Raw genomic sequence first — 24386 nt, forward strand, 5'->3', positions numbered from 1 at the left:
GGCTGCCGGTGAAACGGTGACGATTCGATGACCCTTGCGGGGTGTAGCACGGGAGATCTGCTTCTGCGCGGTTGCATGTTGCGGTCGTGGCATCGATCGATGACACGGTTGCCGACCAGTACTGTACTCTCCCGTACGATAAATGTACTAGAAAGTACACTACTGGCTTATTGCCCGGAGTGGGCTTTCATCGCATCGTGGAAGGACGAGCCGTTGTCTGTTCAACCCGCGGCCATATCGAGCCGTATCAGCAGGTTGGGGCAGGCAGTGGCCCGGTATGGATTGGTCGTCGTGCTGGCGTGGATCGGTGTGGGCAAGTTCGTCAAGATGGAAGCCCATGTGCTGATTGAGCACAACCCGCTGATGTCCTGGATCTACCTGGTGCTCAGTCACAGCGCTGTGGCCACGGCCCTAGGTACTGCCGAGATCCTCGCCGCGGTCCTGATCGCACTGCATCGGGTGTGGCCACTGCTGTCTGCCGTGGGTAGTGCCATGGCGGTGGTGCTGTTCGTCGGAACGCTGAGCTTCCTGTTCACCACGCCGGGTCTGGTGGTTGGACATGCGGGCCCGATCCCGATTTTGGGTGCTCTGCCCGGCCAGTTTCTGTTGAAGGATCTGGTGCTCATCGGAGTGGCCATCTGGACCTTGGGTGATGCGCTCGACGGTCGTCGTATGCCGCCCGCTGCGAAGCAGAACTCGGGTGGCTGACCATGGACAGCAACACATCATTGTTCTGCAGTACGTCTCTGGCCGGCCGCATCGAACACGCTGAGGCGCAGCTCATTGCACTCGCGAGTGCACCCGCCCGGCAGCGCAACAGGTCGGGATTCGCCACTCCGCTGGGTGGCGGAGTGGCATGTTTCGCTGAACCTGGATCACCGATGAACAAAGTGGTCGGGCTGGGTTTCGATGGCGCGCTTGACCCGGTAGCTCTCGGCGCTATCGAGCTGGAATATGCGATACGCGAAACGCCCACGCAGATAGAACTTTCCAGTCTCGCCGACCGCGAGGTCGCGGTACTGCTGTCGCGCCGCGGTTATCGGCTCGTCGCGCACGAGTGCGTCCTCGGTCGGCGCCTTGACTGTGCGCTACCGGTGGCGACCTCACCGGGAATCGACGTACGGGTATGCGGCCCAGAAGAATTCGACGCCTGGTTGGACGTAGTGGTGGCAGGTACGGCCCATCCTGACGATGAGGGTGTGGGTTTCCACGAGCAATTCTCCGACGAAGCCATCGAGCGGGACGAACGCGACTTCTACGATGCCGGCGCCACGATGTACGTCGGTCGATGTGATGGCGTGATTGCCGGTGGTGCGAGCCTGATGATCACAGGGGGCATTGCTCAATTCACCGGTGCCGCAACCGCTCCGGCGTATCGTCGTCGCGGGATACAGAACGCACTGCTGGCACGGCGCCTGACAGACGCAGCGGAAGCCGGCTGCGATATTGCGGTGATCACCACGGCGCCCGGCTCCAAGTCGCAAGAGAACGCCCAACGTCGCGGCTTCCAACTGTTGTACACCCGCGCCATGTTGATAAAGCCGGTTGACGGCCCGATCCAGGCGTCAGGCTCGGGTGAGAACGGGAGCGGTACTTGGAAGTTGGTGTCTGCGCAGGGAATGTGCGTCAGCAGTGAAACTGCGGGCACGGATTTTGCGGAGCCGGTGAGGATCGTGCCGTTCGACGGAGACCGGCGGGCTCTCATCGATCTGTTCCGGCTGGCCGAGGATTCCGAGCGCAAACTTGACGGCTACATCGGTGCAGGGCGCGTTTGGGTCGCCATGCGCGGATCGGCCGAAGTCGTCGGACACATCCAAGTCACCGTGAGTGATCACGGCGAAACATGGGAGGTGGCCAACATGGCCGTCGCTGTGCCGCACCGCGGTGCCGGCGTCGGGCGCCGCCTGCTCGAGCAGGTGATCGATGACGCTCGCGCCGGCGGTGCCCGACGAGTCCAATTGGCCACTGCGACAGCAGATATTGGCAATCTGCGTTTCTACCAGCGCTGCGGATTCCGGCTCGGTCGCGTAGTGCATGACGCCTTCGGCCCGCACTCGGGCTACCCGGCCGGCACGGCATCAGACGGGATTGCCGTGCGCGACCAGGTGTGGTTCGAGCGCGTGTTGTAGCGGCGCAGCATGCCGGCCGGCATGCTGCGCCGAGTGAGACCTATTTTGCGTTCGGGCAGGTGATATCGACGTAGGCGGTGTCGAACCGCGCGGGTTCCATGAGTGTCATGCCGTCTGCCTGCATCGTTACGCGCAGGTCGGAGATGCTGGTGACCTTGCATTCGGACAACGGGACGTTGGGGTGCCCTTCGAGCCAGTTGAACGAGACGTTGTAGCCCGCGGATTGCAGCTCCTGGACAGCGGTGCTGGCGGGTCCGTCGCCGGGTGTGGGCAGGATCGGTGGGTTGGCCGAGGCGTTCGGCACGCCCGCGAAGGCTACGGCGGCGCCGGCGATGACGGTCCAGCGGGCGGCTTTGCCCAAGCTCGCTGTGACGGTGTTGCTCATGATGTGCGCTCCTCGTTTGGTCGTTGGGGCCGTGGCCCATTCGCCGATTGAGTGTTGGCGAAGGCCCACTCCGTTACGGATCGCCGCGCGACGGGACTATCTGACGATTCTGTGACGCGCGGTCGCCGGCGGACTTTCCCCGTAACGACCGGGCCGTCGGCCCACACGTCCGTGGTGCGCGCGGCCAGAGGCCGGGGGCCGTAACGTTCGGGCGCCGGCGACCCACTCAGTTCTGTGATCGTCGGCGGGCAGGCCGCCGCGAGACAGCCGAAAGAGGTAAACCAATGACCGCGACGAACATTCGGGCCCGAGTCGAATCATTGACAACAGAGGCCATAGTGAGTCGAATCGCCGGCCATCTCGCTCGCTACGGACTTGTCATCGTGATCGGGTGGATTGGCTTACTGAAATTCACTTCGTATGAGGCGCAAGGTATTCAGCCGCTCGTCGCGCACAGCCCGTTCATGAGCTGGCTGTACGACATCTTCTCCGTGACGACGTTCTCGTCGCTGCTCGGTGTGCTCGAGGTTGGCACTGCGGTGTTGCTCGCTGTCAAGCCGTGGTGGCCGAAAGTGTCGGCGGTCGGCAGCCTGATCGCGGTCGGGCTGTTCGTTGCGACCATCAGTTTCCTGTTCACCACGCCCGGGATCGGTGAGTCGGCCGCCGGCGGCTTCCCGGCGCTGTCGATGACGGGCCAGTTCCTGATCAAAGACGTTGCGCTGCTTGGCCTTGCGGCGTGGACACTGGCCGATGCGCTGGGTGCCGGGCGGGAGGGTGATCGTGTCTGATCGGCCTGCTGACTTCGACGGCCTGCGTGCGCTGTTCATCAACTGCACGCTCAAGAGATCGCCCGAGGTGAGCAACACCGAAGGTCTGATCGACATCAGCAGTCGCATCATGGCCGCCAATGGTGTCGAGGTCGAGGTGGTGCGCGCCGTCGACCACGACATCGCCACCGGCGTTTGGCCGGACATGCGCGAGCACGGGTGGGCGACCGACGACTGGCCGGCGATCTTCGACAAGGTGCTGGCCGCTGACATTCTGGTGCTCGCCGGCCCGATCTGGTTGGGCGACAACAGTTCTGTGATGAAGCAAGTACACGAACGGCTCTATGGCGGCTCGCATCTGCTCAACGACGCCGGGCAGTACCTGTACTACGGGCGGGTCGGCGGTTGCCTGATCACCGGCAACGAGGACGGTGTCAAGCACTGCGCGCAGAACGTGCTCTACACCTTGCAACACATCGGGTACACCATTCCGCCGCAGGCCGACGCCGGCTGGATCGGTGAAGCAGGTCCGGGCCCGTCCTATCTGGACCCCGGCTCGGGCGGGCCGGAGAACGACTTCACCAACCGCAACACCACGTTCATGACGTGGAACCTGATGCACCTGGCACGGATGCTGCGCGCCGGCGGCGGCATCCCCGCCTACGGCAATGTGCGATCAGGATGGGACGCCGGTTGCCGGTACGACTTCACCAATCCGGAGTACCGCTGAGCGACTATGCTCCCGGTCATCATGACCAGGATCGCAGGTGACGAAGGTGCGCTCGTCGCCGCGTTGCAACGCGGCGACGAGTCGGCTTTCGCCGAACTGGTGGACCGGCATACGCCGGCGCTGCTACGGGTCGCACAGGGTTACGTACCGACCCGTGAGATCGCCGAAGACGTCGTGCAGGACACCTGGATCGCGTTGCTCAAGGGGATCGGTTCGTTCGAGGGCAGGTCGTCGTTGCGTACTTGGCTTTTCGCGATTCTGATCAATATCGCCAAGAACCGGGGTATCCGTGAGCGGCGGGATGCCGATCTTGCGGTGGCGGCGTTCACTGGTGGCACCGTCGACCCGGCGCGCTTTCGCGGCACCGACGACCCGCATCCCGGCCATTGGCTGCCGACCGCAGTGCCGGCGCCGTTTCCGGACACCCCTGAGAGTTCGGTCCTCGGCGAGGAATTGATCATGGTGGCGCGACGGGGACTCGACAATCTTCCCGAACGCCAGCGCGTCGTGGTGACGATGCGTGACATGCTGGGATTGGACTCCGACGAAGTCTGCGAACTGCTCGAGATCAGCGCTGCCAATCAGCGCGTCTTGCTCCACCGAGGCCGAGCCGCCGTCCGGCAGGTGCTCGAGGACTATCTGAGGGATACCGCATGACCACCAACCCGATGGACTGCAACGAACTCGTCGAGTTGGTGACGGCCTACCTCGACGGCAGCCTCGACCTGGAGGACCGGGCGCGCTTCGACATGCATCTGCTCGAATGCGACGGCAACGAAAACTACCTCCAACAGTTCCGCAGCACCGTCGCCACCGTCGGCAAGATCGGCACCGACGAACTCGACCCGGAGTTCCGGCATCGGCTCATCAACGCATTTCGCAACTGGCGCTGAAGTGGCAGGCGCGCGGCTACCGGGATCGCTTGCGTTTGGGGGGTGGCCCCAGAGCGGCTGCCAATGCCGTATCCAGCGCGTGTTGCAGCGGTGCGACATCGCCACTGACGTCCGCGAGCAACATGCCGCCCTGGTAGGCGGCGAGTAGACCGGCAGCCAGGACAGCGGGATCGGTGCCGGGCAGCAACCCGCCGTCGGCGGCCACCCGCTGGAAGGCGTCGGCGATGACCTGTTCCCAGCGGCCGAACCCGGCCCTGAGCGCCGCACGGGCCGGGCCATCGGCGGAGCGGTCGAGTTCGTAGACCAGCGATCCGATGGGGCAGCGGATGGGATCGTCAGAAGATGCGTGCGCGCGGAGTGCGTCGGCGCACCAGGCGCGGAGATCGGCGGCCGTGTTGACGTTGTCGAATGACGGCTCGACCGCCGACAGCACCCGGTCGACCTGGAACCGGACCACGTCGGAAACCAAGTCCGCCTTGTCGGCGAAAAAGTGGTACAGCTGGCTGCGCCCCGCACCGGCGGCGCCGCCGATCTCATCGAGAGTCGTCGCCCGCACTCCCTGACGGGCGAACAAGACACATGCCGCCTCCAAGATTCGGGCCACCGTCGCGCGGCCACGGTCGGTCGTCGGCTCGGTGATCACTCGATGACGCTATCAAGCGATCAACTTTGTACTGTAGAGTACAGAAATCTTGAGTGTGGCTGTCGCCGGTCATTCACTTGACATTCGTTTGGAGGGCGCGGTGAGTCTTTTTGTTGGAGAACGCTTTCCGGTCGATGTCGCCGTGACATCGGCGGACGGGGACGTCACGGTCGCGCAGTTGATTGCGACAGGACCTGCTGTGGTGGCGTTTCACCGGTTGTGGTGCCCGTTCTGTCAGCAGGCTGCCCGCGACCTCGAGCAGGCCGGCGATCAACTCGCGGCGGCAGGCGCCCGCGTGGCCATCGTCTATCGCGATGACATCGACACGGTATGTGCGTCCTGTGCGCAGCGCGGCATCACCGCCGACTGCCTCAGTGACCCGCAACAGGAGCTTGAGCGTGCCACGGAAGTCGAGCGCTTTTCGCTCGGGCGGTATGCCATGTTCTCTCCGATGCGCCTGATCCGCGTGCTGCGCTCGGGTAGCCGCGCAGGCAAGGTGACGTCGGATGTCCTGCAGGGCCGCGGCACCTTCGTCGTGGACCGTGACGGACGCATTGTTTACGCCCATCACGCCGTCACTGCGGCCGACATCCCGCTGATCGATGACATTGTCGCTGCGGTGAGGGCGGTTGCCGGCGGCGCGGGCGCTTGATCGACAGAGTGATCGCGGCCAGGCCGGGAACTCGTCGGGATGGTCACCAATCGGTAAGAATCTCACGAAAGTTACTGCATTACAGTGGTATTGCCGCCTTCGGCGGGCGGTTCTCGCCGGTGAGAACCGCGTTGATGCACACGAATTCTATTGGAAGACAACGAAAGAGTGCTGTGATGAAGTCAGTGATCATGGGCATGGGTGCAGCCGCTCTTGCGATGGTGGCGTTCGCTCCGGTCGCGTCGGCAGCGCCGGCGGACGCGGTGATCAACGATCTGCGAGCGGAAGGCTATCTCGTGCAGATCAACCAGACGCCGACGGCTCCGCTCACCGCGTGCTCGGTGAGCAATGTTCGAAAGCTGGACGGCGGAGCCGCGTCTGCCCTCGTTGATGTCGTCTGCCCGGACGGCTGCTGACAGCACCGTGCGGATACTCCTGACCGGCGCCGCCGGTTTCATCGGTTCGCGCATCTGGGCGGCGTTGACCGCCGCCGGGCACGAGGTTGTCGCCATTGACGCCATGCTCAGCGCTGCGCATGGCGACGGTGCCCTGCCGCCCGATGGCTGCCGGATACAGGACGTACGTGATGCCGAGGCGTTGGCCGGGCTGCTCAAGGGCATCGACATGGTCTGCCACCAGGCTGCCGTGGTCGGCGCGGGCGTCAATGCCGCCGACGCACCGTCCTACGGCAGTCACAACGACTTCGGCACGACGGTGCTCCTGGCCCAGATGTACGCCGCGGGGTGCCGGCGGCTGGTGCTGGCGTCGTCGATGGTGGTCTACGGCCAGGGGAGCTACGAATGTGCGCGACACGGGCTGGTTGAGCCGTTGCCGCGCCGCCAGTCGGACCTGGACGCGGGCGTATTCGAGCACCGCTGTCCGTTAGGTGGCGAAGAGTTGCATTGGCGCACGGTGGGGGAGGATGCCCCGCTGCGGCCGCGCAGCCTCTACGCGGCAAGTAAGGCGGCGCAGGAGCACTACGCGCTGGCCTGGGCCGACGCGGTGGGTGGGTCGGTCGTCGCACTGCGCTACCACAATGTTTACGGCCCGGGTATGCCCCGGGATACGCCGTACTCCGGGGTGGCGGCCATCTTCCGCTCAGCCTTGGAAAATGGTTCCGTCCCAGACGTTTACGAAGACGGCGGGCAGATGCGCGACTTCGTCCATGTTGACGACGTGGCCGCGGCCAACGTCGCCGCGACGACATACGACCACGGCGGCTTCACGGCCTTCAACGTGTGTTCCGGACACCCGATCACGATTCGTGAAGTGGCTGAGCAGTTATGCGCTGCCCGCAATGCCCCGCAGCCCAAGGTCACTGGTCAGTACCGCAGCGGCGACGTCCGCCATATCGTTGCCGATCCCGTATGCGCCACCCAGGAACTCGGTTTCACCGCCGCGATTCACCCACGAGACGGGCTGCGCGACTTCGCCTTTGCGCCACTGCGGGACTGACCTTCTCTCTCGCGGTCGGCATCGTCGTGCAACATCAGCAGCCGAAAACCCTTGGTGCTTGCAGCATTCAAATGTGGCCGCAGTCTCCGCAGGGTGGCATGGTAGCCGTCAGTGGTGGCGCTGGTAGTGCCGCGCCGCACGCATCCGATTGGCGCAGATGTTTTGCGTGCAGAATTTTCGGCGCGCGTCCTGCGCCACGAAAAGCATACTGCAAGCAGGGTTTTGGCAACGGCGAAGTCGCTGTGACGTCGGTCCGACCAGAAAGTCGATGAGGCTGTCTGCTACGAGCGCCACAGCAAGCTGGTGCGACTGGTCGGTGGTCGGGTGGTATTCGGTTTCCGATGCCCATCCAGCGGGGACGCGCACCAGCCTCCTCGTGCGGAGGACGCCGGCGGCGGATTGGTTCACGTGACTTACTGCGGCACGGCTCGGCGGTGTGCCGGCAATCTGGGCGTCGAGGATCTCGCGAATGGCCTCGCGTAGCTCGATGGTCTGTCGCAGCGGCGGAGCCGACGCGGTGTCTGGCAGGCGGTCGCGCTGGAGGTCCCACCAGAGTCGGCAGGCCGCTTCGTCGGCGAGCAGGTCGGTGGCCGGAGTGGTCACCGTGATGATCGTGTCGGCCAAATCCACGGCCAATGGCTCTCCTGCCACGGGAAAACCGGCGCGCTGCGCGCGCTCCAGTCTCGATGTGGCTGCCACCGAATTAACGGTAGCACTCCGTTGACAACGTTAGCCGCTGTCGCGTAGAACCATAACGGTAAATATCAACTACTAACGTTAGGTGGCGTTGTGATGGGACCTGTTGAATTGCTCTCGGGGGCCGATGCCCGACTGGTCGGTCTCGTGTCGACGTTGACGGCGTCGGACCTCGACCTGTCGAGTCCGTGCGCGGGATGGGCGGTGCGGTCGCTGCTGAGCCACACCATCTCCTCGATCGATGCTTTTGCGGCCGCCGTCGATGGCGGCAGCGGGCCGACGGAAGCGGAATTGTTCAGTGGCGCTGATATTTTGGGGTCGGACCCGTTGGCGGTTGCTGAGCAGTCGATCGGCCGTTCCCAACGTGCGTGGGCCACCATCGGTGACTGGCAGCATCCGGTCACCACGGTGCTCGGATCGATGCCGGCGGCCGAGGCGATCAGCATCATCACCTACTCGACGCTCATCCACAGCTGGGATCTTGCGGTCGCCGTGGGACGAACGGTCGAATTCGATGACGCTGAGGCTGCGCTGGCAGAGGGCGTAGGTGCAGCACTTGTGCCCGCTCTACAACCCCAGGGCTTGTTCGGTCCGGGGGTTGAATTGGGTGGCGACGCCAGTCCGACGCAGCGGGTCATCGCCTTCGCCGGCCGCAATCCACTTTGATTCGGCTACCTCACCCGTTCCGCACGCACCGGAAGCCGACATGACTCATCCCCGTATCGACGGCTTGTGGACGACGGGCTGCCGGCCGGTAGCGCAGGCAGTAACTGTCGGCGCACAGGAATGAGCCGCCCTTGATCACCCGGCGGGCTACCGGCGTCCCCGGTTGGTCAGGGTCGTAACTGTCTGCGGCGCAACAGGGCCGGGTGTCTCGGGTGTCCCCGTAGAAGTCGGTGGTCCATTCCCAGACGTTGCCGGCCATGTCGAACAGGCCGTAGGCGTTCGGCGGGAAGCTGCCCACCGGTGTGGTCTGGCCGTAACCGGTGTCGGGCAGATACGGGAATTCGCCGTGCCAGAAGTTGGCCAGCTGTTGCCCGGGCTGCTCGGGTTCGTCGCCCCACGTGTAGGTGGCGCGGTCCAGGCCTCCGCGGGCCGCGACCTCCCACTGCGCCTCGGTGGGCAGGGCCAGCCCGGCCCAGTCGGTGTACGCGGCGGCGTCCTCGAATGCCACGTGCACGACGGGGTGCTGCTCGCGGTTCCGCAGTGACGACTTCGGGCCGCGCGGATGGTTCCAGCAGGCGCCCGGCGTCCACGTCCACCACTGGCTGAGGTGACGCAGGTCGACGGGGCCGGGGGTGCGGCGGAAGACCATGGAGCCCGGTTGCAGGTTCTCCACTGGGGCGCCCGGATAGTCGGCGGGGTTCAGCGGCCGTTCGGCGACGGTGACGTAGCCCGTCGCCTCCACGAAGGCGGCGAAGTCCGCGTTGGTCACCTGATGGGGCTGCATCCAGAAGCCGTCGACCGTCACCTCGCGGGCCGGGGCTTCTTCGGCGTAGTGCGCGTCGGAGCCCAGCACCGTCGTCTGCCCCGGTACCCAGACCAGGGTCAACGGGGGAACACCTCGGCCCACTCGGACTGCATGCTCGCGACAGTCCAGCCTTCGGTCTCTGCCAGAGTCAGTGCCTTCTCGGCGCCGGCTTCATAGGCGAACTCGCGGTCGGCATCGTCATGCAACACCACTAGCTGAAAACCCTTGGTGTACTGCAGCATTTCGATGTCACCGTTGGAGTTGCCCGCCGCGAAGATCGGCCGGCGCCCGGTCCGTCCCCAGATCCGCACCGGTTTCACCGGCCCGTCGTTGAGGAACTCCGGCTGCGCCGTCGTCACCAGATCGCCATCGGCGAACGTGACACCCACTGAGCTGCCCACCACGCGTTCGGGCGGGATGCCGTACATGGCTTCGGTGACGGGTCGCATGAAGTCCCGCCCGCCACCGGAGACGATGTAGCAGGTGAAACCGTGCGACTCCAGGTAACGCAGCAACTCGGTCATCGGCACATACCCGCACGCGGTGTACGGACGGTCCAGCGTGGGGTGCCGGGCCGCGGCGAAGAATGCCGCCACCCGCGCGGCATGCTCCTCGACGGTGATCCCGGAGTGCGCCGAAAGAACGCCCCCGGCAAGCACTTTCAGATCGTTGTCATCGCCCTGATAGTGCTTGGTGACGGCGTCGCCGAACCAGGCCAGGTCGCCGGACACGGCCGCGGTGTACGGCTGACGTGCGGCCAGCGACGGATCGGCAGCGGCCTGAACCGCCAGCCGGCGCACCAGGAAATCCAGCTGGGCGTACGCCGGCTTCTCGCACCACAGTGTGCCGTCGTTGTCGAAGACCGCGATCCGGTCTTGCGGCACAACGAAATCCGGACCTTCGGTGATGACCCGCCCGACGAAGTCGACGATCGCCGACTTGGTCGGGCCGTTGTTCCAGGACTCCAACACCTAGTCGGCCGCCAGGAACTGGTGCAGCTTCTCGACGATCTGGTCGATGCTGAAGCTGGCCGGTGGGTGCCGCGGCGGGAACTCCTTTAAGGTGTCGAGGAATGCCGCGGCCATCGCCGTCGCGTAGAAGGCGAAGAAGTCGCGCCGCAGGAACCACTCGTAGTACGTGTTCGACGTGATGTCGGCGTACTCGTAGGGGTCGGTGCGCAGGTTGAACAGCTTGGGCACCCGCAGCGGCGTGAACGGCTCGGCCCAAATCCGCAGGGTGCCTTGGCAGCGCTGCTCGGCGAAGACGATCTTCCAGTTCTCGAAACGCATCGCGACCAGCTCCGCGTCGTCGTTGAAGTAGAAGAAGCCCCGGCGCGGGCTGTGCTCGACCTCGCCCATCAGATACGGCAGCAGATTGAACCCATCGATGTGGACCTTGTACTCGGTCTCGCCGTCGGCACCGGCCTTGTGGCCCTTCTTGAGCTTCTCGGCGATATCGGGGTCGCCCGCGGCGGCCAGCAGCGTCGGCAGCCAGTCGTGGTGCTGGATGATGTCGTTGGAGACGGTGCCCGCCTTGATCTTTCCGGGCCAGCGGATCATCTCCGGCACCCGGAAGGCGCCCTCCCAGTTGGTGTTCTTCTCGCTGCGGAACGGCGTGGTGCCGGCGTCGGGCCACGTGTTGCGGTGCGGGCCGTTGTCGGTGGAGTAGATGACGATGGTGTCGTCGGCGATGCCCAGCTCGTCCAGGACGTCCAGCACCGTGCCGACGTTCTTGTCGTGGTCGATCATCGCGTCGTGGTACTCGGACTGCCAGATGCCGGCTTGCCCGCGGCTCTCGGGCTTCACGTGTGTGTACAGATGCATGTGCGTGAAGTTGCACCACACGAAGAACGGGTTGCCCGCCTCGTGCTGGCGCTTGATGTAGTCGACGGTGCGGTCGGCGATGTCGTCGTCGATGGTTTCCATCCGCTTGGCGGTGAGCGGGCCGGTGTCCTCGATGGTCTGCTTGCCGACGGGTCCGAACTTCGGGTCGTCGGGCTCGGTCGAGACCTCGGTGGTGGCCTTGCAGTTCATCACGCCGCGTGGCAGCGCCTTCTCGTACAGCAGCGGGAACTGATCCTTGTGCGGATAGTCGAACTGCTCGGGCTCCTCCTCGGCGTTGAGGTGGTACAGGTTGCCGTAGAACTCGTCGAACCCGTGCACGGTCGGCAGGTACTTGTTCAAGTCGCCGAAGTGGTTTTTGCCGAACTGCCCGGTGGCGTAGCCCATCGGCTTGAGCAGCTCGGCGATTGTCGGATCCTCTGCGGCCCAACCGATGTCGACGCCCGGCACGCCGACTTTGCTCATCCCGGTGCGATACACGCTCTGCCCGCTGATGAACGCCGCCCGGCCCGCGGTGCAGCTTTGCTCGCCGTAGGAGTCGGTGAAGCGCATGCCCTCGGCGGCGATGCGGTCGATGTTCGGGGTGCGGTAGCCCATGAGGCCGTCGCTGTAACAACTCAGGTTGCTGATGCCGATGTCGTCGCCCCAGATCACCAGGATGTTGGGTTTGCCGTCGGGCATGACAGAGCTCCTCGATCGAAACGGAAATTGCTGTGCCCGTTCGACTTTACGGGTGCGTCACCGATTCCGGCGGCGCTTCGGCAGGTGCGTGAAATGGGTACTGGTCAACGGGCGGCGGGAGGAGCACGCTTACTTAGGGAAGGTGATCGACATGTACGACAAGGATCTGACCAACAAGTGGCACGTCGAGATCGAGTTCTTCGAGGACGATGTCCACACCCACGCCAGCGCGCACGCCCGGCTCCGTGACGACACGCTCACCACGACAGGGGATGCCTACCGCAATCCCAAAGACCCGAGTGCGCCGTTGGTCGGTGAGGAGATCGCGGCGGCCCGTGCACTCATCGCGCTCGGCACCGATCTGCTCCTGGCCGCGTCGGCGAACATCGAGAAATCAACGCAGCACCCGGTGCACCACTACCGCTGAAATCGGTAGAGGCACACGGGCGTACAACTACTTCGTGGCTTCGGCCGCTTCCATCTGGCGGAAGAGGTCGACGTAGTACGGCATGCATTCCTTCATGGCCTGCTCGGTGTTGAACAGCGGCTCGTAGCCGAGGTCGCGCTTGGCCTTGGCGATCGAGAAGTAGTTGTTCAGGTAGAGGCGCTCGACCGCCAGCGGCTCGATCAGCGGCTCGGGCAGGGCGAACCGGAAATGCAGCCACTGCCAGGCCATCATCACGCGGTGCACGAGCTTGCCGGAGACGTAGAAGGTGGGCAGCTTGCGGCCGCACGCGACGATGACGGGCCGGGCGAACTCGAACATGTTGAGCGGTTCGCCGTCGTTGATGAAGTAGGCCTGCCCGGGTGCGGTACCGCCGGGCACCAGGTGCTCGCCCGCCAGGATGAAACCGTGGATCAGGTTGTGCACGTAGGAATTGTCCAGCTTGATGTTCTTGTTGCCCACCAGCACCTTGACGTGGCCGGCGAGGATGTTCTCGAACACCTTGCGGAACATGGTCTGGTCGCCGCGGCCCCAGATACCGCTGGGCCGGATGGAACAGGTGAGCATGCCGTCGACGCCGTTCTGCGACAGCACGAACTTCTCGGCGGCGACCTTGGTCTCGGTGTACAGGTCGTTGAAGCGGGCGGTGTACGGCATGGTCTCGTCGCCGTTCTGGATGTCCTGCCCACCCATGACGACGCTGTTCGACGCGGTGTAGACGAAGCGCTTGACGCCCGCGGCCCGGCCCAGCTTCACCAGGTTCTCGGTGCCGCCGACGTTCACGCCGAAGCTGCGGTTGCGGTACTCGTCGGTGACCGATGCGCCGCCCATCAGGTCGATGATCGCCGCGGTGTGGATGATCGTGTCGATGCCCTGGACTGCGGCGTCGACGTCGTCAACGTTCGTGATGTCGCCGACCAGCGTCTCCAGGTTCGGGTTGGCCGGCAGCGGCGACGGCGCCCGGTCGAACGACCGGACGTGGTGGCCACGGCCGAGCAGTTCGGTCACCAGGTTGGCGCCGACGAAGCCAGACCCGCCGGTTACCAACACGCGGCCGAGGTCTGTGGTCAGGGAAGCATCACGCATGGTGCAGGAGCATAACTGAAACGTGTTCCAGTTAACAGAGCGCGCGAGAAATTACCGCACTGATCAATTTTCGTCGTCGGCGCCCGAGGCGAGTGCGTCTTCGACTTTCTTGCGGGCGCCGGCCAGGTGCTCTTCGCACCGTTTTGCCAGTTGTTCGCCCCTTTCCCAGAGCTGGAGCGAGGTGTCGAGATCGAGTCCGCCCGCTTCCAGTTGGCGGACGACCTCGATCAGTTCGTCGCGGGCAGCTTCGTAGCCGAGCTGACTAATGTTCGTCATATATTCCTTCGCTCACGGTCGTGACGGCGCCGTCGGCCACCCGGATTCGGAGTCTGGTTCCCGCCGGCGCATCCTGCGCCGACCGCAGGACCGCACCGCCGGCGGACAGGTTCTGCACCACGGCGTATCCACGGGCCAGGGTCGCGGCCGGCCCGAGCGTGGCCAGCCGGGCCGACAGATGCCCGACGTGGTCGGTTTCGGTGGCGATGAGCCGCCGGATGTCGCGGCGCGCGGCCGCCACCGCCCGGGTGATCTCCGCGGCGTGGGCGTCCAGCGCCTGCAGCGGCTGCGCCAGCACCGGGCGGCCGCGCAGCTGACCGATGAAGCGCTCCTCGCGGTGCACCCAGTTGCGCAGGGCCTGCGCACTGCGCCGCCGCAGGTCGGTCACCAGCGCCTGTTCGGCGGCGGCATCGGGGACGACGCGTTTGGCCGCGTCGGTCGGCGTGGCCGCCCGCAGGTCGGCGACCAGGTCGCACAGCGGGTTGTCCGGCTCGTGCCCGACGGCGCTCACCACCGGCGTGGTGCAGGCCGCGATCTCGCGGCACAGCGTCTCGTCGGAGAACGGCAGCAGATCCTCGACGCTGCCGCCGCCGCGTGCGATCACGATGACGTCGACGTGCGGCGCGGCGTCCAGGGCGCGCAGGGCCTCGACGATCTGCGGTACCGCGTTGGTGCCCTGCACCGCCGTATTGCGGATATCGAAGTGGACTGCGGGCCAACGACTTTGGGCGACGGTGACGACGTCGTGCTCGGCCGCCGAGGCACGGCCGGTGATGAGGCCAATGGTGTTGGGCAGGAAAGGAATCGGGCGCTTGAGTCGGGGGTCGAACAGGCCTTCGGCATCCAGCAGGCGGCGCAGCCGGTCGATGCGGGCCAGCAGCTCACCGATGCCGACGGCGCGAATCTGGCTGATGCGCAACGAGAATGAGCCGTTGCGGGTGTAGAACTGCGGCTTGCCCAGCATGATCACCTGAGTGCCCTCCGACAGGGCGACCGGGGCGTCGTCGACGAGGGCGCGCGGGCAGCTGACCGACAGCGACATGTCCGCGGCCGGGTCGCGCAGCACCATCCAGGCCGTCGACTGTCGCAACTTCAGCTCCGTGAGCTGACCCTCGATCCAGATGGTGCCGAGCCGGTCGATGTACTTGGCCACCCGGGTGGATACCGCCCGGACCGGCCACGGGTTCTCGGCCGAGTTCTCGTTCCCGGCCGCTGCGGCAGCCGACGTCACCGCATCACTTCGCGGTCGCGCGGGTGATCCTGTTGGCCAGCAGCGTCTGGAACGGCGCGCGGGACTTCGTGTTGTTCTCGTAGGTCAGCAGCGCCTCGAGGTCGTCCACCTTGAGCTGCGGGAGCCGGGCCCGCAGCTGGGCCAGGGTCAGCTCGGCGTAGTCCAGGTCCTCGACGATCGCCGGGGTCACGACACTCGCGCCGTTGGCCGCCGCACCGTTAGTCGTCGGCTTCGGGGCCTCGGCGGCCCCGGTGCTGTACAGCGCGAACCGGCCCTCGGTCAGCCGGGCGCCGTCGGGCTGCTCCGCTGCCGCGCCCACCGGATCAGCGTCAGCCGGCTCCAGCAGATCTTCGTCGAACGTGGCCCATTCCGGCTGCTCGTCCTTCGGCGGGAACCACTGCTCCAGGGTCTCGTCGCCCTTGTTGACCAGTTCGGCCAGGTCCTGCTGCATTTTCATGACCAGCTGGGCGAGCTGACTGGCCAGCGTCATCGGGTAGGTCAGGATGGTGTGGGGGAGCCGAATGGTCTCCTCGAGCGCGGTCGCCGCCGCGCCGACCAGCAGCCGGACTCCGTAGGGCGCAGTAGACATGCTTGCCAGAGTACGGCTGGCTGTGGCCCTGCGGTGATCAGTACCCTTGTGCTATGCCACCGACCATCAATATGGGCATTCCCGGCGCCACCGTTTCGGTCGCCGGAGAAGCTATGAGCAAGACCGGCAAGCGCGTGCTGCTCGCCGAGCCGCGTGGCTACTGCGCCGGCGTGGACCGCGCCGTCGAGACCGTGGAGCGCGCGCTGGAGAAGCACGGCGCCCCTGTGTACGTGCGTCACGAGATCGTGCACAACCGCTACGTCGTGGACACGCTGGCCAAGGCCGGCGCGGTGTTCGTCGAGCAGACCGACGAGGTGCCCGAGGGCGCCATCGTGGTGTTCTCGGCCCACGGCGTCGCGCCAACGGTGCACGAGGAGGCTGCGGCGCGCAATCTGCGGACCATCGACGCCACCTGTCCGCTGGTCACCAAGGTGCACAACGAGGCCAAGCGCTTCGCCCGCGACGACTACGACATCCTGCTGGTCGGCCACGAGGGCCACGAAGAGGTCGTCGGCACCGCAGGCGAGGCGCCTGAGCATGTGCAGGTCGTCGACAACCCGGACGCCGTCGACAAGGTGACGGTCCGCGACCCGAACAAGGTCATCTGGCTGTCGCAGACCACACTGTCGGTCGACGAGACCATGGAGACCGTCCGGCGGCTGCGGGAGAAGTTCCCGACGCTGCAGGACCCGCCCAGCGACGACATCTGCTACGCCACCCAGAACCGCCAGGTCGCGGTCAAGGCGATGGCGCCGGAGTGTGAGCTGGTGATCGTCGTCGGCTCACGGAACTCGTCGAACTCGGTTCGTCTGGTCGAGGTGGCGCTGAACGCCGGCTCCAACGCCGCCAAGCTGGTCGACTACGCCGAGGACATCGACCCGGCCTGGCTCGACGGCGTCACGACCGTCGGCGTCACCTCAGGCGCGTCGGTGCCGGAAATCCTGGTGCGCGGCGTGCTCGAGCGCCTCGCGGAATTCGGCTACGACACCGTCCAGCCGGTCACCACCGCCAACGAGACGCTGGTGTTCGCGCTGCCGCGCGAGATTCGTCCGGCCCGGCACTAGATCGTCGAACGCAGCCGGCGTCAGTCCCAGTTGTTGTGGGACTGACGCGGCCGGCGCTCTGCGCGCTGTTCTGCTGCGTCGTCATCCGCTCCGCGGTACCGCACCCGTGAGACGGGGTGATGCGCGCCGCTGGGCGGTGCGTTGCGCGACGGACGGGCCGGGGACTGATAGCGGTCGCCGGGCTCGTACGGATCGTCGGCATAGCGGCGGCGACGCGGCTCGGCCGGGCGCTGCGGCCGCTCGTAGCGGTCGCGCTCCCGCGGCTCCCGGTAGTCATAGCGCTCCTGCGCGGCGCGGCGCGGCTCGCCGGCCGGCCGCGGACGGCGCCGGGGCTCGTCGGGCACCGCATACGAGTCGGTGGCGGCCGGACGGGGACGAGCCGGCCGGGGCCGACGCATCTGTCCGGGCACCGGTTCGATCAGCTCGGTGTCGCCGGCCTGCGCCCGGGCCCGCGATGGCCGCGGCGCGCGCTGCGGATCGGCGCTGCTGCGGCGCGACGACTCCGCCGCCGACCGGCGCGACGGGGTGGCGCGGGTGCGGGAGCTGCGGGGCGTCTGGCCGGTGGTCAGCTTGGTGAGCTTGGCCGACAGCGTCGCGGCGAGACCGGCGGGTGCGACGTCTTCGTCGTCGGCCTGACGGCGGCTGCGGCGCGGCGGCTTGGGCTCGGCGACCGCCTCCTCCGCGTCGTCCTCCGTGTAGGTCAGGAACTGCGGTAGGACGAACCAGCGGATCAGGCCGAGGACGAGAACCGTCGCCGCGGTGAAGAACATCGTCGGAAAACGCTCGATCAGCGGATACCCGCAATTGATCAGCAGGTCCTTGATGCCGGCGATCTTGTCGCTGTGGAACATGAAGTACGCGCCCGGCACGGCAACGAAGAGGATCAGCGGCGGCTGGATGACCGCGGTGAAAATCCCGGACCGCCGCACGCCGAGCACAGCGAGTACACAGCCGGCCACGTAGCAGAAAGTGAAGAATGCGCTGAGTTCTTTGTCACCGGTGCCGGCGTCGTAGGCGAAGCCGATCGCGGTGGCTGTGACCGCCAGCACAATGGCTCCCCACCAGGGGATTCCCGGGATGCTGGGCAGCGCCGAGCGGCGATCGAGGGCGGCTTCGGGCCCATGATGCTCTGCTGACACTCCTAGACCGTACCGGCAATCTGGGCCGCTGTGCCTGCAGGCGGGCGTTGGGACGGTGTGGCGTCTCTTAAACTAATGAACTCGTGGGTCTGAACCTGGGAATCGTCGGTCTGCCGAACGTCGGGAAGTCGACGTTGTTCAACGCGTTGACACGTAATGACGTGCTCGCGGCTAATTATCCGTTCGCAACGATCGAACCCAACGAGGGTGTCGTCCCGTTGCCCGACCCGCGGCTCGACAAGCTCGCCGAGATCTTCGGCTCCGAGAAGACCGTCCCGGCGCCCGTGACGTTCGTCGACATCGCCGGCATCGTCAAAGGCGCGTCCGAGGGCGCGGGCCTGGGTAACAAGTTCCTGGCCAACATCCGCGAGGCCGACGCCATCTGTCAGGTGGTGCGCGCCTTCGCCGACGACGACGTCGTGCACGTCGACGGCCGCGTCGACCCCAAGTCCGACATCGAGGTCATCGAGACCGAGCTGATCCTCGCCGACATGCAGACGCTCGAGAAGGCGCTGCCGCGGCTGGAGAAGGAAGCCCGCACCAACAAGGACCGCAAGCCGATCGTCGAGGCTGTGGCGGCGGCCCAGGCGGCCTTTGATGAAGGCAAGACGCTGTTCTCCACCGGCAAGGACTGGTCTGCCCTGCGTGAGCTCAACCTGATGACCGTCAAGCCGTTCCTGTACGTCTTCAACGCCGACGAGTCGGTGCTGACCGACGAGGCCCGCAAGGCCGAGCTGACCGCGATGGTCGCGCCGGCCGAGGCCGTGTTCCTGGACGCCAAGATCGAGGCCGAGCTGCTGGAGCTCGACGACGAGTCCGCCGCCGAGCTGCTCGAGTCGATCGGCCAGACCGAGCGTGGCCTGGATGCGTTGGCGCGCGCCGGTTTTCGGACGCTGAAGCTGCAGACCTACCTGACCGCGGGCCCCAAGGAGTCGCGGGCGTGGACCATCCACCAGGGCGACACCGCGCCCAAGGCGGCCGGCGTCATCCACACCGACTTCGAGAAGGGCTTCATCAAGGCCGAGATCGTCGCCTTCGACGACCTGGTCGAAGCCGGCTCCATGGCTGCCGCCAAAGCCGCCGGCAAGGTCCGGATGGAAGGCAAGGACTACGTCATGGTTGACGGGGATGTCGTGGAGTTCCGCTTCAACGTCTAGGCCTCGGCAGCCGGATCGGCTAGTACATTGGCGGCTGTGAGTGGCGATTGGCGCACCGATCGGGTCGACGAGCTTCGGTCATTGATCAAACAGGCCGAACCTGATGTCGTCGAGGAGTCCAAGTGGCGCAAGCCGTCCAATCCTGATGGCGTGCCGACGTTTTCACTGGACGGCCTGATCTGCACGGTGGAGACGTACAAGGACAAGGTCAAGCTGACCTTCGCCAAGGGTGCGTCCCTGAAGGACCCGGCGAAGCTGTTCAACGCCAGTCTCGATGCGGGAACCCGGCGCGCCATCGATCTGCACGAAGGCGACGAACTGGATGCCGACGCGTTCAAGGCGCTGATTCACGAGGCAGTGCGCGCCAACCGCGGTTAGCGCACCGGGACGATCGGTCCCAGGGGCCGATCACTCAGTTGATGATCTCGCCGCGGTCGTCGGCGTGAACGGCGGCGAGTCGGTCACGCCACATCTGGAGCGCCTCGGGCGTCAGCCGCGTCCAGTCCGTGACCTCGCCGACGATCCGGAGCGGGGCCGTGCTGCGGTACGACCGCGTGGGGTTGCCCGGGAACTTCTTGTCGGTGACGTTGGGATCGTTCTCGAATTCGCCGGTCGGCTCCACCTCATAGACGCGCGGCTCGCCGTCGCCGGCGGCGAGTTCCGCGGCGAGTCCGGCACCGTCGCGCAAGGCGGTGAAGTAGATGTGGTTCATCACGATCTCGGGCCGGTAGTTGGATCGGAAACCGGCCGTAAGAAGTTCTCCCACTTGCAGATCCGCCTTCGTACCGTGAAAGAAGGGCCCGTCGTCCAAAGGCGCTGCCATCTCGACAGGTTACAAACTCGATTGCCGTCGCGCTTGTGCGTGCCGGGACGCGGGTCCGGCTACCCGGCGTAGCCGGCACCGGCCCGCAACAGCCGCGCCGCCTCGTCGACGATCCGCTCGACGATCACGGCGGCGGGCTCGATCGAATGGATGAGCCCGGCGGCTTCGCCGAAAACCACCCCGGCGTTGTCGGGATCGCCGTCGGCGAAGGCGGCGCGGTAGCGCGGACCCTCGACGTCGACGTTCGCCGCCAATGTCTTCTCGTCGCCGTGCCATCGGTCGGTAAATGCGTTGCGCCGCATGCGCATTGTGAACTCCGCCGGCCAGTCGATACCGCGGACGACGTCGCCCACCGTCGATCGAATTGTGCTGTCCCCGTCGGACTCGACGATCGCTTGATGGTGACGCGGATGCACCAGCGCTTCGTCGGCGGCCCACAGCCGGGTACCGATCAACACGCCGTCGGCGCCCAACATGAGCGCGGCGGCCAGCGCCCGGCCGTCGGCGATCCCACCGGCCGCCAGTAGCAGGGTGTCGGGTGAGCGGGCAGCGAGGACGTCGGCGACCTCCGGGACGAGGCTCAGCGTCCCGCGCGAGGAACCGTGGCCACCCGCCTCGGCGCCCTGCGCGACGACGACGTCCGCCCCGACGCTGATCGCACGGTTAACGTGATCAAGGTTCTGACATTGGCAAATGAGCAGTGCGCCAGCGTCTTTGACCTGCTCGGCGAAGGCCGCTGGATCGCCGAACGACAACATCACCGCGGCCGGACGGAATTCGAGCGCTTCGGCCACCACGCTGGGCGAGCGCTGCGCCGACCAGGTGATGAAGCCGACGCCGACCCGCTCCGAGCCGGCGGCCGCGAATTGTGCACGGAGCCAGTCGGAGTCGCCGTAGCCGCCGCCGATGAGCCCGAGCCCGCCGGCCCGACTGACCGCTGCGGCCAGTACACCGCCCGCGGCCAATGCCATGGGCGCCGAGACGATCGGATGCTGAATCCCGAGGCGATCAGTCAGGCGCGTGGTGATCATCTACCGATTATCGGCATCCGAGGTGCCGTCGAGCGTGGGGCTTTACGCGGAAAAACGCCGAGAACCCCTCATCAACCCCCACGTTCGACGTAATGGCACGCCGGTGGTGACTGATCTGACATTGCCACCTGCCTGACCCTGTGAGAACTTGGTAACAGAGCCTTAACGCAGGCTTCCGGACGATGGGTGCCGTACCCGGTGTGCGACAAGACGGCCCGGGAGAAACATCATGTCGTGGCTCGTTCTGGTCCTGTCCGGCGTCCTCGAAGCGGTGTGGGCCACCGCGATGGGCAAGTCCGAGGGGTTCAGCAAGCTCTCGCCCAGCATCGTGTTCGCGGTCGCGCTCATCGCCAGCATGGGCGGGCTGGCCTACGCCATGCGTGACCTGCCGGTCGGCACCGCGTACGCCGTCTGGGTCGGTATCGGCGCGGTCCTCACCGTGGTCTATGCGATGGCCACCGGGGATGAGCCGACGTCGGTTCTCAAGGTGGTGTTCTTGACGCTGATCATCGGCGGCGTGGTCGGGCTCAAGCTCGTGCACTGAGAACGGCGTTGGAGTCTCCACGACTTCGTCGATCTGAAGCTGTCGCACATGGCGACATTGTCAAAAAACCGGACATTGTCAGCCGATGCTGACAGCTTCAGATCGCAAGTGCCGCAGGGAGAGCCGACACGCCGACCGGGCCGCTCGACGGTTCACAGCGGCCGCAGCGACTTGATCGTCTTCATCGGGAACCGTGACGAGACACGGTGGATGCCCGGGATCGCGAGGACCTTGCTCGTCAGGAACTGCTCGTACGCGGGCAGGTCCGCGACGGCGACGCGGACGAGATAGTCCGGCGAACCGAAGAGTCGATGGAGTTCGAGCACCTGCGGGTACTCGGCCATCGTGGCCTCGAAGGTCTCGATGCTCTTCATGTCGAAGTCGGTGATCTCGACGTCGAGCAGCACCTCGAAACTCTGGTTCGCGGCGGCGGGTGAGATCAGGGCCTGGTAGCCGACGATGACGCCGTCGGCCTCGAGCCGCTGCACCCGCCGCAGGCACGGCCCCGGCGTGAGCCCGACTCTTTCGGCGAGCGCGACGTTCGCGATCCGGCCGTCTTCACGCAGGACGTCGATTATTGCTGTGTCGAGACTATCCATGACCAATTATTGCTCACCGCAGCCGCGGAGCGCAGTAAGTGGCAACCAAATTCCACTGCTGACCTGGGATCATTGTTGTCATGGACGCTGCGGTGGTGACTTCTCGGAAAGCGGAGGTCGCCGCAGGCGTGCGGGCCTCCCTGGCCGCGGGCCTCGGCATGTACCCGATCGGCGTCGCCTTCGGCCTGCTGGTCATCCAGGCAGGCCTGCCCTGGTGGGTCGCCCCGGCGCTGTCCATCGCCTGCTTTGCCGGGTCGTTGGAGCTGCTGCTGATCGGCATGATCGTCGCGGTCACTCCGCTGGCGACCATCGCGCTGACGGCGTTCCTGGTGAACTTCCGCCACATCTTCTACGCGTTCACCTTCCCGCTGCACGTCGTGCGGAACCGGTTCGCCCGGGCCTATTCCGTCTACACCCTCGTGGACGAGGCGTACGCCGTGACCGCCGCCAACCCGCGCGGCTGGACGTCATGGCGACTGGTCACGATGCAGGCCGCATTCCAGTGCTACTGGGTGGGCGGCGGTCTGACGGGCGTCCTGCTCGGTTCGATGTTGCCGGCGCGCATCGAAGGGCTCGAATTCGCTTTGTGCGCACTGTTCGTCACGTTGACGCTCGATGCCTGCCGCTCTCGCGACGGTGTGCCGTCGCTCCTGCTTGCCGCTCTCAGCTTCTCGATAGCGGTGGTGGTCGCCCCGCATGCGGCATTGTTCGTCGGGCTCCTGCTGTTCATTGCCACGCTCGTGGCGCGCTATCTGCTGGTGCGGCGGCAGGCGGCCGTCGATGCTTGACCTGAAGTACCTCGCGGCCGTACTGGCCACCGTCTTCGTCATCAATCTGGCCCTGCGCGCCGTGCCGTTCGCGATCCTGCAGCCGCTGCGCAAGTCCCGCTTCGTCAACACGATGGCCACCTGGATGCCGGTCGGCATCGTCATGATTCTCGCTGCCAGCACCTTCCGTTCGGTCTCCGGCGACGAAAAACACCTGGCGTATGCGGCGATCGGCGTGGCCATCACCGTCGCGGCACACCTGCTCGGTGGCAGGCGGACACTGCTCAGCGTCGGCGCCGGAACCCTCGCCTATGTGCTGCTCGTGAACACGCTCTAAGACTGCGCGGGGTTAGAGTTGAGCCGTGGTCGGTGACGGACGGACCGGTGCTGCGGGCGACTTGGATCGGCGCTCCGCCGATTTGTCCCGCCGCGAGAACGCGATGGCCCTGCGGGAAGCCGAACAGTCCAGACGCGAATGGGTCGCCGATGAACGCGACCGCATCGCCGACCAGCGGGACCGCATCGCCGACGAGCGGGATGAGGTGGCGGACGAGCGGGAGCGGCGCGCGGACATCCGCGAAGGCGCCACCGAACAGCGCGAGCGTGAACGCCAGCAGCGCATCAGCGAACGGGCCGAACGCCAGAACGCCGAAGTTCGCCGCGACGACGCGGAAATCAGGCGTGCGGTGGCAGAGACCCGCCGGCGGCTCGACGAGCGATCTGATCTGCATGACGCGCACGGGCCCTAGCGGACGATTCAGGTTGTAGCGCTTGGTGTTTCGAAGTACTGGACCAAGCAGAACTCGTGACCTTCGGGGTCGAACATGACGAGGACGATGCCCTCGTCGTAGTTGTGCCGAGTACCTGACCAGCTTCCACCGAGATCCTCGACATGCCGGCGACCCTCATCGATATCCGCGACTTCGACGTCCAGATGGATGCGTACCTTCGTCGCCTTGGCCTCCGGTACCCGCTGAAAAGTGAGCCGCGGCATCGGACCTTCCCGGGAACCGAGAGTCGCCCAACCCGGGTCGTCGCCGTGCTCGTAGGAAGGCTCGATGCCGAGAAGCTGCCCCCAGAACGTCGACATGCGGACCGGGTCGACACAGTCGATCGTCACACCCGACCATTGGTTCGGCACCGCGGCACGTCCCTCCCTCTGTTGATCAATCATGCGCCTGGCGGGCGACCGCGGGAAGCGCTCGACGAGGCGAGCTTGATGCTCCTATTTCTGTTAATAGTCAAGCGGCGTGGTTGAGCTGGGTGTTTAACCATTGGCGGTAGGTAGCGGC

At 65.9% G+C, this 24386-nt stretch carries 33 protein-coding genes and 1 riboswitch; of the genes, 18 read left to right on the forward strand and 15 right to left on the reverse strand.

The genetic code is table 11. The features are described from left to right. Positions 1 to 213 precede the first annotated feature (213 nt). Together ACJH6J_RS24460 and ACJH6J_RS24465 are read left to right on the forward strand one after the other, a co-directional pair. Positions 214 to 708: a DUF417 family protein gene (locus ACJH6J_RS24460; RefSeq protein ID WP_286150207.1), complete on the forward strand. Its 495-nt coding sequence runs from the start codon at positions 214 to 216 to the stop codon at positions 706 to 708. Between the two features lie 173 nt (positions 709 to 881). Continuing rightward, positions 882 to 2129, forward strand: a complete 1248-nt coding sequence (locus ACJH6J_RS24465) for a GNAT family N-acetyltransferase (protein ID WP_336470597.1) — start codon at positions 882 to 884, stop codon at positions 2127 to 2129. Positions 2130 to 2169: 40 nt separating this feature from the next. On the opposite strand, the gene ACJH6J_RS24470 is transcribed toward ACJH6J_RS24465, so the two are convergent. Continuing rightward, positions 2170 to 2514 (reverse strand): hypothetical protein, encoded by a 345-nt coding sequence (locus tag ACJH6J_RS24470; protein WP_406804657.1) that lies wholly within the window; start codon positions 2512 to 2514, stop codon positions 2170 to 2172. A gap of 284 nt (positions 2515 to 2798) precedes the next feature. Here ACJH6J_RS24470 and ACJH6J_RS24475 point away from each other — a divergent pair, with 284 nt between their 5' ends. Genes ACJH6J_RS24475 through ACJH6J_RS24490 form a run of 4 tightly spaced genes read left to right on the forward strand, consistent with a single transcriptional unit; the run spans position 2799 to position 4904 of the window. Beyond that, on the forward strand, positions 2799 to 3302 hold the full coding sequence (locus ACJH6J_RS24475; protein WP_133425529.1) for a YkgB family protein: 504 nt from the start codon (positions 2799 to 2801) through the stop codon (positions 3300 to 3302). After that, a complete protein-coding gene (locus tag ACJH6J_RS24480; protein ID WP_133425530.1) occupies positions 3265 to 4011 on the forward strand; it encodes a flavodoxin family protein in 747 nt (248 codons plus the stop codon). The genes ACJH6J_RS24475 and ACJH6J_RS24480 overlap by 38 nt, the downstream gene beginning before the upstream one ends. 21 nt (positions 4012 to 4032) lie before the next feature. Further along, positions 4033 to 4668 (forward strand): RNA polymerase sigma factor, encoded by a 636-nt coding sequence (locus tag ACJH6J_RS24485; RefSeq protein ID WP_073696298.1) that lies wholly within the window; start codon positions 4033 to 4035, stop codon positions 4666 to 4668. After that, the gene (locus ACJH6J_RS24490) at positions 4665 to 4904 is read left to right on the forward strand and encodes an anti-sigma factor family protein (protein WP_406775950.1); all 240 of its coding nucleotides are present in this window, start codon (positions 4665 to 4667) and stop codon (positions 4902 to 4904) included. The genes ACJH6J_RS24485 and ACJH6J_RS24490 overlap by 4 nt, the downstream gene beginning before the upstream one ends. 16 nt (positions 4905 to 4920) lie before the next feature. On the opposite strand, the gene ACJH6J_RS24495 is transcribed toward ACJH6J_RS24490, so the two are convergent. After that, positions 4921 to 5547 (reverse strand): TetR/AcrR family transcriptional regulator, encoded by a 627-nt coding sequence (locus ACJH6J_RS24495; RefSeq protein WP_406775949.1) that lies wholly within the window; start codon positions 5545 to 5547, stop codon positions 4921 to 4923. A gap of 55 nt (positions 5548 to 5602) precedes the next feature. Here ACJH6J_RS24495 and ACJH6J_RS24500 point away from each other — a divergent pair, with 55 nt between their 5' ends. From ACJH6J_RS24500 to ACJH6J_RS24510, 3 genes are all read left to right on the forward strand, one after another. Then, positions 5603 to 6199 (forward strand): redoxin domain-containing protein, encoded by a 597-nt coding sequence (locus ACJH6J_RS24500; RefSeq protein WP_234785598.1) that lies wholly within the window; start codon positions 5603 to 5605, stop codon positions 6197 to 6199. 176 nt (positions 6200 to 6375) lie between these two features. Next, the gene (locus ACJH6J_RS24505; RefSeq protein WP_061001726.1) at positions 6376 to 6615 is read left to right on the forward strand and encodes a hypothetical protein; all 240 of its coding nucleotides are present in this window, start codon (positions 6376 to 6378) and stop codon (positions 6613 to 6615) included. A gap of 7 nt (positions 6616 to 6622) precedes the next feature. Then, positions 6623 to 7654, forward strand: coding sequence for an NAD(P)-dependent oxidoreductase (locus ACJH6J_RS24510; RefSeq protein ID WP_061010704.1), 1032 nt, complete (start codon positions 6623 to 6625; stop codon positions 7652 to 7654). 108 nt (positions 7655 to 7762) lie between these two features. Here the strand turns inward: ACJH6J_RS24510 and ACJH6J_RS24515 are convergent, their stop codons facing one another. Then, complete coding sequence (locus tag ACJH6J_RS24515; RefSeq protein ID WP_082762317.1) at positions 7763 to 8353, reverse strand: ABATE domain-containing protein; 591 nt, start codon at positions 8351 to 8353, stop codon at positions 7763 to 7765. A 93-nt stretch (positions 8354 to 8446) separates the two neighbouring features. Between ACJH6J_RS24515 and ACJH6J_RS24520 the strand changes: the two genes are divergently transcribed. Further along, the gene (locus ACJH6J_RS24520; protein WP_061003291.1) at positions 8447 to 9016 is read left to right on the forward strand and encodes a TIGR03086 family metal-binding protein; all 570 of its coding nucleotides are present in this window, start codon (positions 8447 to 8449) and stop codon (positions 9014 to 9016) included. A 10-nt stretch (positions 9017 to 9026) separates the two neighbouring features. Here the strand turns inward: ACJH6J_RS24520 and ACJH6J_RS24525 are convergent, their stop codons facing one another. From ACJH6J_RS24525 to ACJH6J_RS24535, 3 genes are read right to left on the reverse strand one after another with little or no spacing between them, the layout of a single operon-like run. Next, complete coding sequence (locus ACJH6J_RS24525; RefSeq protein ID WP_406775948.1) at positions 9027 to 9902, reverse strand: formylglycine-generating enzyme family protein; 876 nt, start codon at positions 9900 to 9902, stop codon at positions 9027 to 9029. Continuing rightward, positions 9899 to 10792 (reverse strand): HAD family hydrolase, encoded by an 894-nt coding sequence (locus ACJH6J_RS24530; protein WP_406804658.1) that lies wholly within the window; start codon positions 10790 to 10792, stop codon positions 9899 to 9901. Before ACJH6J_RS24530 ends, ACJH6J_RS24525 begins: the two co-directional genes overlap by 4 nt. Then, a complete protein-coding gene (locus ACJH6J_RS24535; protein WP_406804659.1) occupies positions 10793 to 12343 on the reverse strand; it encodes an arylsulfatase in 1551 nt (516 codons plus the stop codon). A gap of 151 nt (positions 12344 to 12494) precedes the next feature. Here ACJH6J_RS24535 and ACJH6J_RS24540 point away from each other — a divergent pair, with 151 nt between their 5' ends. Further along, a complete protein-coding gene (locus tag ACJH6J_RS24540) occupies positions 12495 to 12770 on the forward strand; it encodes a dsRBD fold-containing protein (RefSeq protein WP_406804660.1) in 276 nt (91 codons plus the stop codon). Positions 12771 to 12797: 27 nt separating this feature from the next. Here the strand turns inward: ACJH6J_RS24540 and ACJH6J_RS24545 are convergent, their stop codons facing one another. From ACJH6J_RS24545 to ACJH6J_RS24560, 4 genes are all read right to left on the reverse strand, one after another. Beyond that, positions 12798 to 13874 (reverse strand): NAD-dependent epimerase/dehydratase family protein, encoded by a 1077-nt coding sequence (locus ACJH6J_RS24545; RefSeq protein ID WP_073696223.1) that lies wholly within the window; start codon positions 13872 to 13874, stop codon positions 12798 to 12800. A gap of 63 nt (positions 13875 to 13937) precedes the next feature. Continuing rightward, on the reverse strand, positions 13938 to 14150 hold the full coding sequence (locus ACJH6J_RS24550; RefSeq protein ID WP_406802804.1) for an exodeoxyribonuclease VII small subunit: 213 nt from the start codon (positions 14148 to 14150) through the stop codon (positions 13938 to 13940). Next, positions 14137 to 15381, reverse strand: coding sequence for an exodeoxyribonuclease VII large subunit (gene xseA / locus ACJH6J_RS24555; RefSeq protein ID WP_406804661.1), 1245 nt, complete (start codon positions 15379 to 15381; stop codon positions 14137 to 14139). The genes ACJH6J_RS24550 and xseA overlap by 14 nt, the downstream gene beginning before the upstream one ends. A gap of 4 nt (positions 15382 to 15385) precedes the next feature. Beyond that, a complete protein-coding gene (locus ACJH6J_RS24560) occupies positions 15386 to 15970 on the reverse strand; it encodes a lipid droplet-associated protein (RefSeq protein WP_406804662.1) in 585 nt (194 codons plus the stop codon). A gap of 53 nt (positions 15971 to 16023) precedes the next feature. Between ACJH6J_RS24560 and ACJH6J_RS24565 the strand changes: the two genes are divergently transcribed. Continuing rightward, on the forward strand, positions 16024 to 17034 hold the full coding sequence (locus ACJH6J_RS24565; RefSeq protein WP_020099236.1) for a 4-hydroxy-3-methylbut-2-enyl diphosphate reductase: 1011 nt from the start codon (positions 16024 to 16026) through the stop codon (positions 17032 to 17034). Between the two features lie 20 nt (positions 17035 to 17054). On the opposite strand, the gene ACJH6J_RS24570 is transcribed toward ACJH6J_RS24565, so the two are convergent. Next, entirely contained in the window at positions 17055 to 18173 is a 1119-nt protein-coding gene (locus ACJH6J_RS24570) for a DUF6542 domain-containing protein (RefSeq protein ID WP_406804663.1), read from the reverse strand. 83 nt (positions 18174 to 18256) lie between these two features. Here ACJH6J_RS24570 and ychF point away from each other — a divergent pair, with 83 nt between their 5' ends. Both ychF and ACJH6J_RS24580 read left to right on the forward strand, forming a co-directional pair. Then, positions 18257 to 19330 (forward strand): redox-regulated ATPase YchF, encoded by a 1074-nt coding sequence (gene ychF / locus ACJH6J_RS24575; protein WP_406804664.1) that lies wholly within the window; start codon positions 18257 to 18259, stop codon positions 19328 to 19330. A 36-nt stretch (positions 19331 to 19366) separates the two neighbouring features. Continuing rightward, positions 19367 to 19708 carry a DUF1801 domain-containing protein gene (locus ACJH6J_RS24580; RefSeq protein WP_212812704.1) on the forward strand — a complete coding sequence of 114 codons (342 nt, stop codon included), beginning with the start codon at positions 19367 to 19369 and terminating at the stop codon, positions 19706 to 19708. Between the two features lie 34 nt (positions 19709 to 19742). Here ACJH6J_RS24580 and arr read toward each other — a convergent pair whose 3' ends face one another. Further along, positions 19743 to 20153, reverse strand: coding sequence for an NAD(+)--rifampin ADP-ribosyltransferase (gene arr, locus ACJH6J_RS24585; protein ID WP_212812702.1), 411 nt, complete (start codon positions 20151 to 20153; stop codon positions 19743 to 19745). Positions 20154 to 20212: 59 nt separating this feature from the next. Continuing rightward, entirely contained in the window at positions 20213 to 21184 is a 972-nt protein-coding gene (locus ACJH6J_RS24590; RefSeq protein ID WP_212812700.1) for a nitronate monooxygenase family protein, read from the reverse strand. Positions 21185 to 21338: 154 nt separating this feature from the next. Then, positions 21339 to 21404, forward strand: a riboswitch (guanidine-III (ykkC-III) riboswitch). A gap of 9 nt (positions 21405 to 21413) precedes the next feature. On the opposite strand from ACJH6J_RS24590, the gene ACJH6J_RS24595 reads away from it, so the two are divergent. Next, entirely contained in the window at positions 21414 to 21728 is a 315-nt protein-coding gene (locus ACJH6J_RS24595) for a multidrug efflux SMR transporter (protein ID WP_064980249.1), read from the forward strand. Between the two features lie 152 nt (positions 21729 to 21880). On the opposite strand, the gene ACJH6J_RS24600 is transcribed toward ACJH6J_RS24595, so the two are convergent. Continuing rightward, entirely contained in the window at positions 21881 to 22327 is a 447-nt protein-coding gene (locus tag ACJH6J_RS24600) for an Lrp/AsnC family transcriptional regulator (RefSeq protein ID WP_082981656.1), read from the reverse strand. 80 nt (positions 22328 to 22407) lie between these two features. Here ACJH6J_RS24600 and ACJH6J_RS24605 point away from each other — a divergent pair, with 80 nt between their 5' ends. The 3 genes from ACJH6J_RS24605 to ACJH6J_RS24615 are packed head-to-tail and all read left to right on the forward strand — an operon-like array spanning position 22408 to position 23843. Continuing rightward, on the forward strand, positions 22408 to 23115 hold the full coding sequence (locus tag ACJH6J_RS24605; RefSeq protein WP_212812698.1) for an AzlC family ABC transporter permease: 708 nt from the start codon (positions 22408 to 22410) through the stop codon (positions 23113 to 23115). Next, positions 23108 to 23431, forward strand: coding sequence for a branched-chain amino acid transporter permease (locus tag ACJH6J_RS24610; protein ID WP_212812696.1), 324 nt, complete (start codon positions 23108 to 23110; stop codon positions 23429 to 23431). Before ACJH6J_RS24605 ends, ACJH6J_RS24610 begins: the two co-directional genes overlap by 8 nt. 25 nt (positions 23432 to 23456) lie before the next feature. Beyond that, positions 23457 to 23843, forward strand: a complete 387-nt coding sequence (locus ACJH6J_RS24615) for a hypothetical protein (RefSeq protein WP_212812694.1) — start codon at positions 23457 to 23459, stop codon at positions 23841 to 23843. 8 nt (positions 23844 to 23851) lie between these two features. Here ACJH6J_RS24615 and ACJH6J_RS24620 read toward each other — a convergent pair whose 3' ends face one another. Beyond that, the gene (locus ACJH6J_RS24620) at positions 23852 to 24214 is read right to left on the reverse strand and encodes a VOC family protein (RefSeq protein ID WP_244872645.1); all 363 of its coding nucleotides are present in this window, start codon (positions 24212 to 24214) and stop codon (positions 23852 to 23854) included. Between the last annotated feature and the right edge of the window lie 172 nt (positions 24215 to 24386).

It is taken from the genome of Mycobacterium sp. SMC-18, from assembly GCF_045310895.1.
Lineage (GTDB): Bacteria > Actinomycetota > Actinomycetes > Mycobacteriales > Mycobacteriaceae > Mycobacterium.

Coding starts and splice junctions, on each gene's coding strand:
- ACJH6J_RS24465 (WP_336470597.1), top strand. CDS start 882: ATGAACAAAGTGGTCGGGCTGGGTTTCGATGGCGCGCTTGACCCGGTA.
- ACJH6J_RS24470 (WP_406804657.1), bottom strand. CDS start 2,514: ATGAGCAACACCGTCACAGCGAGCTTGGGCAAAGCCGCCCGCTGGACC.
- ACJH6J_RS24475 (WP_133425529.1), top strand. CDS start 2,799: ATGACCGCGACGAACATTCGGGCCCGAGTCGAATCATTGACAACAGAG.
- ACJH6J_RS24480 (WP_133425530.1), top strand. CDS start 3,265: ATGCGCTGGGTGCCGGGCGGGAGGGTGATCGTGTCTGATCGGCCTGCT.
- ACJH6J_RS24485 (WP_073696298.1), top strand. CDS start 4,033: ATGACCAGGATCGCAGGTGACGAAGGTGCGCTCGTCGCCGCGTTGCAA.
- ACJH6J_RS24490 (WP_406775950.1), top strand. CDS start 4,665: ATGACCACCAACCCGATGGACTGCAACGAACTCGTCGAGTTGGTGACG.
- ACJH6J_RS24505 (WP_061001726.1), top strand. CDS start 6,376: ATGAAGTCAGTGATCATGGGCATGGGTGCAGCCGCTCTTGCGATGGTG.
- ACJH6J_RS24520 (WP_061003291.1), top strand. CDS start 8,447: ATGGGACCTGTTGAATTGCTCTCGGGGGCCGATGCCCGACTGGTCGGT.
- ACJH6J_RS24535 (WP_406804659.1), bottom strand. CDS start 12,343: ATGCCCGACGGCAAACCCAACATCCTGGTGATCTGGGGCGACGACATC.
- ACJH6J_RS24540 (WP_406804660.1), top strand. CDS start 12,495: ATGTACGACAAGGATCTGACCAACAAGTGGCACGTCGAGATCGAGTTC.
- ACJH6J_RS24545 (WP_073696223.1), bottom strand. CDS start 13,874: ATGCGTGATGCTTCCCTGACCACAGACCTCGGCCGCGTGTTGGTAACC.
- ACJH6J_RS24550 (WP_406802804.1), bottom strand. CDS start 14,150: ATGACGAACATTAGTCAGCTCGGCTACGAAGCTGCCCGCGACGAACTG.
- ACJH6J_RS24560 (WP_406804662.1), bottom strand. CDS start 15,970: ATGTCTACTGCGCCCTACGGAGTCCGGCTGCTGGTCGGCGCGGCGGCG.
- ACJH6J_RS24565 (WP_020099236.1), top strand. CDS start 16,024: ATGCCACCGACCATCAATATGGGCATTCCCGGCGCCACCGTTTCGGTC.
- arr (WP_212812702.1), bottom strand. CDS start 20,153: ATGGCAGCGCCTTTGGACGACGGGCCCTTCTTTCACGGTACGAAGGCG.
- ACJH6J_RS24590 (WP_212812700.1), bottom strand. CDS start 21,184: ATGATCACCACGCGCCTGACTGATCGCCTCGGGATTCAGCATCCGATC.
- ACJH6J_RS24595 (WP_064980249.1), top strand. CDS start 21,414: ATGTCGTGGCTCGTTCTGGTCCTGTCCGGCGTCCTCGAAGCGGTGTGG.
- ACJH6J_RS24600 (WP_082981656.1), bottom strand. CDS start 22,327: ATGGATAGTCTCGACACAGCAATAATCGACGTCCTGCGTGAAGACGGC.
- ACJH6J_RS24605 (WP_212812698.1), top strand. CDS start 22,408: ATGGACGCTGCGGTGGTGACTTCTCGGAAAGCGGAGGTCGCCGCAGGC.
- ACJH6J_RS24610 (WP_212812696.1), top strand. CDS start 23,108: ATGCTTGACCTGAAGTACCTCGCGGCCGTACTGGCCACCGTCTTCGTC.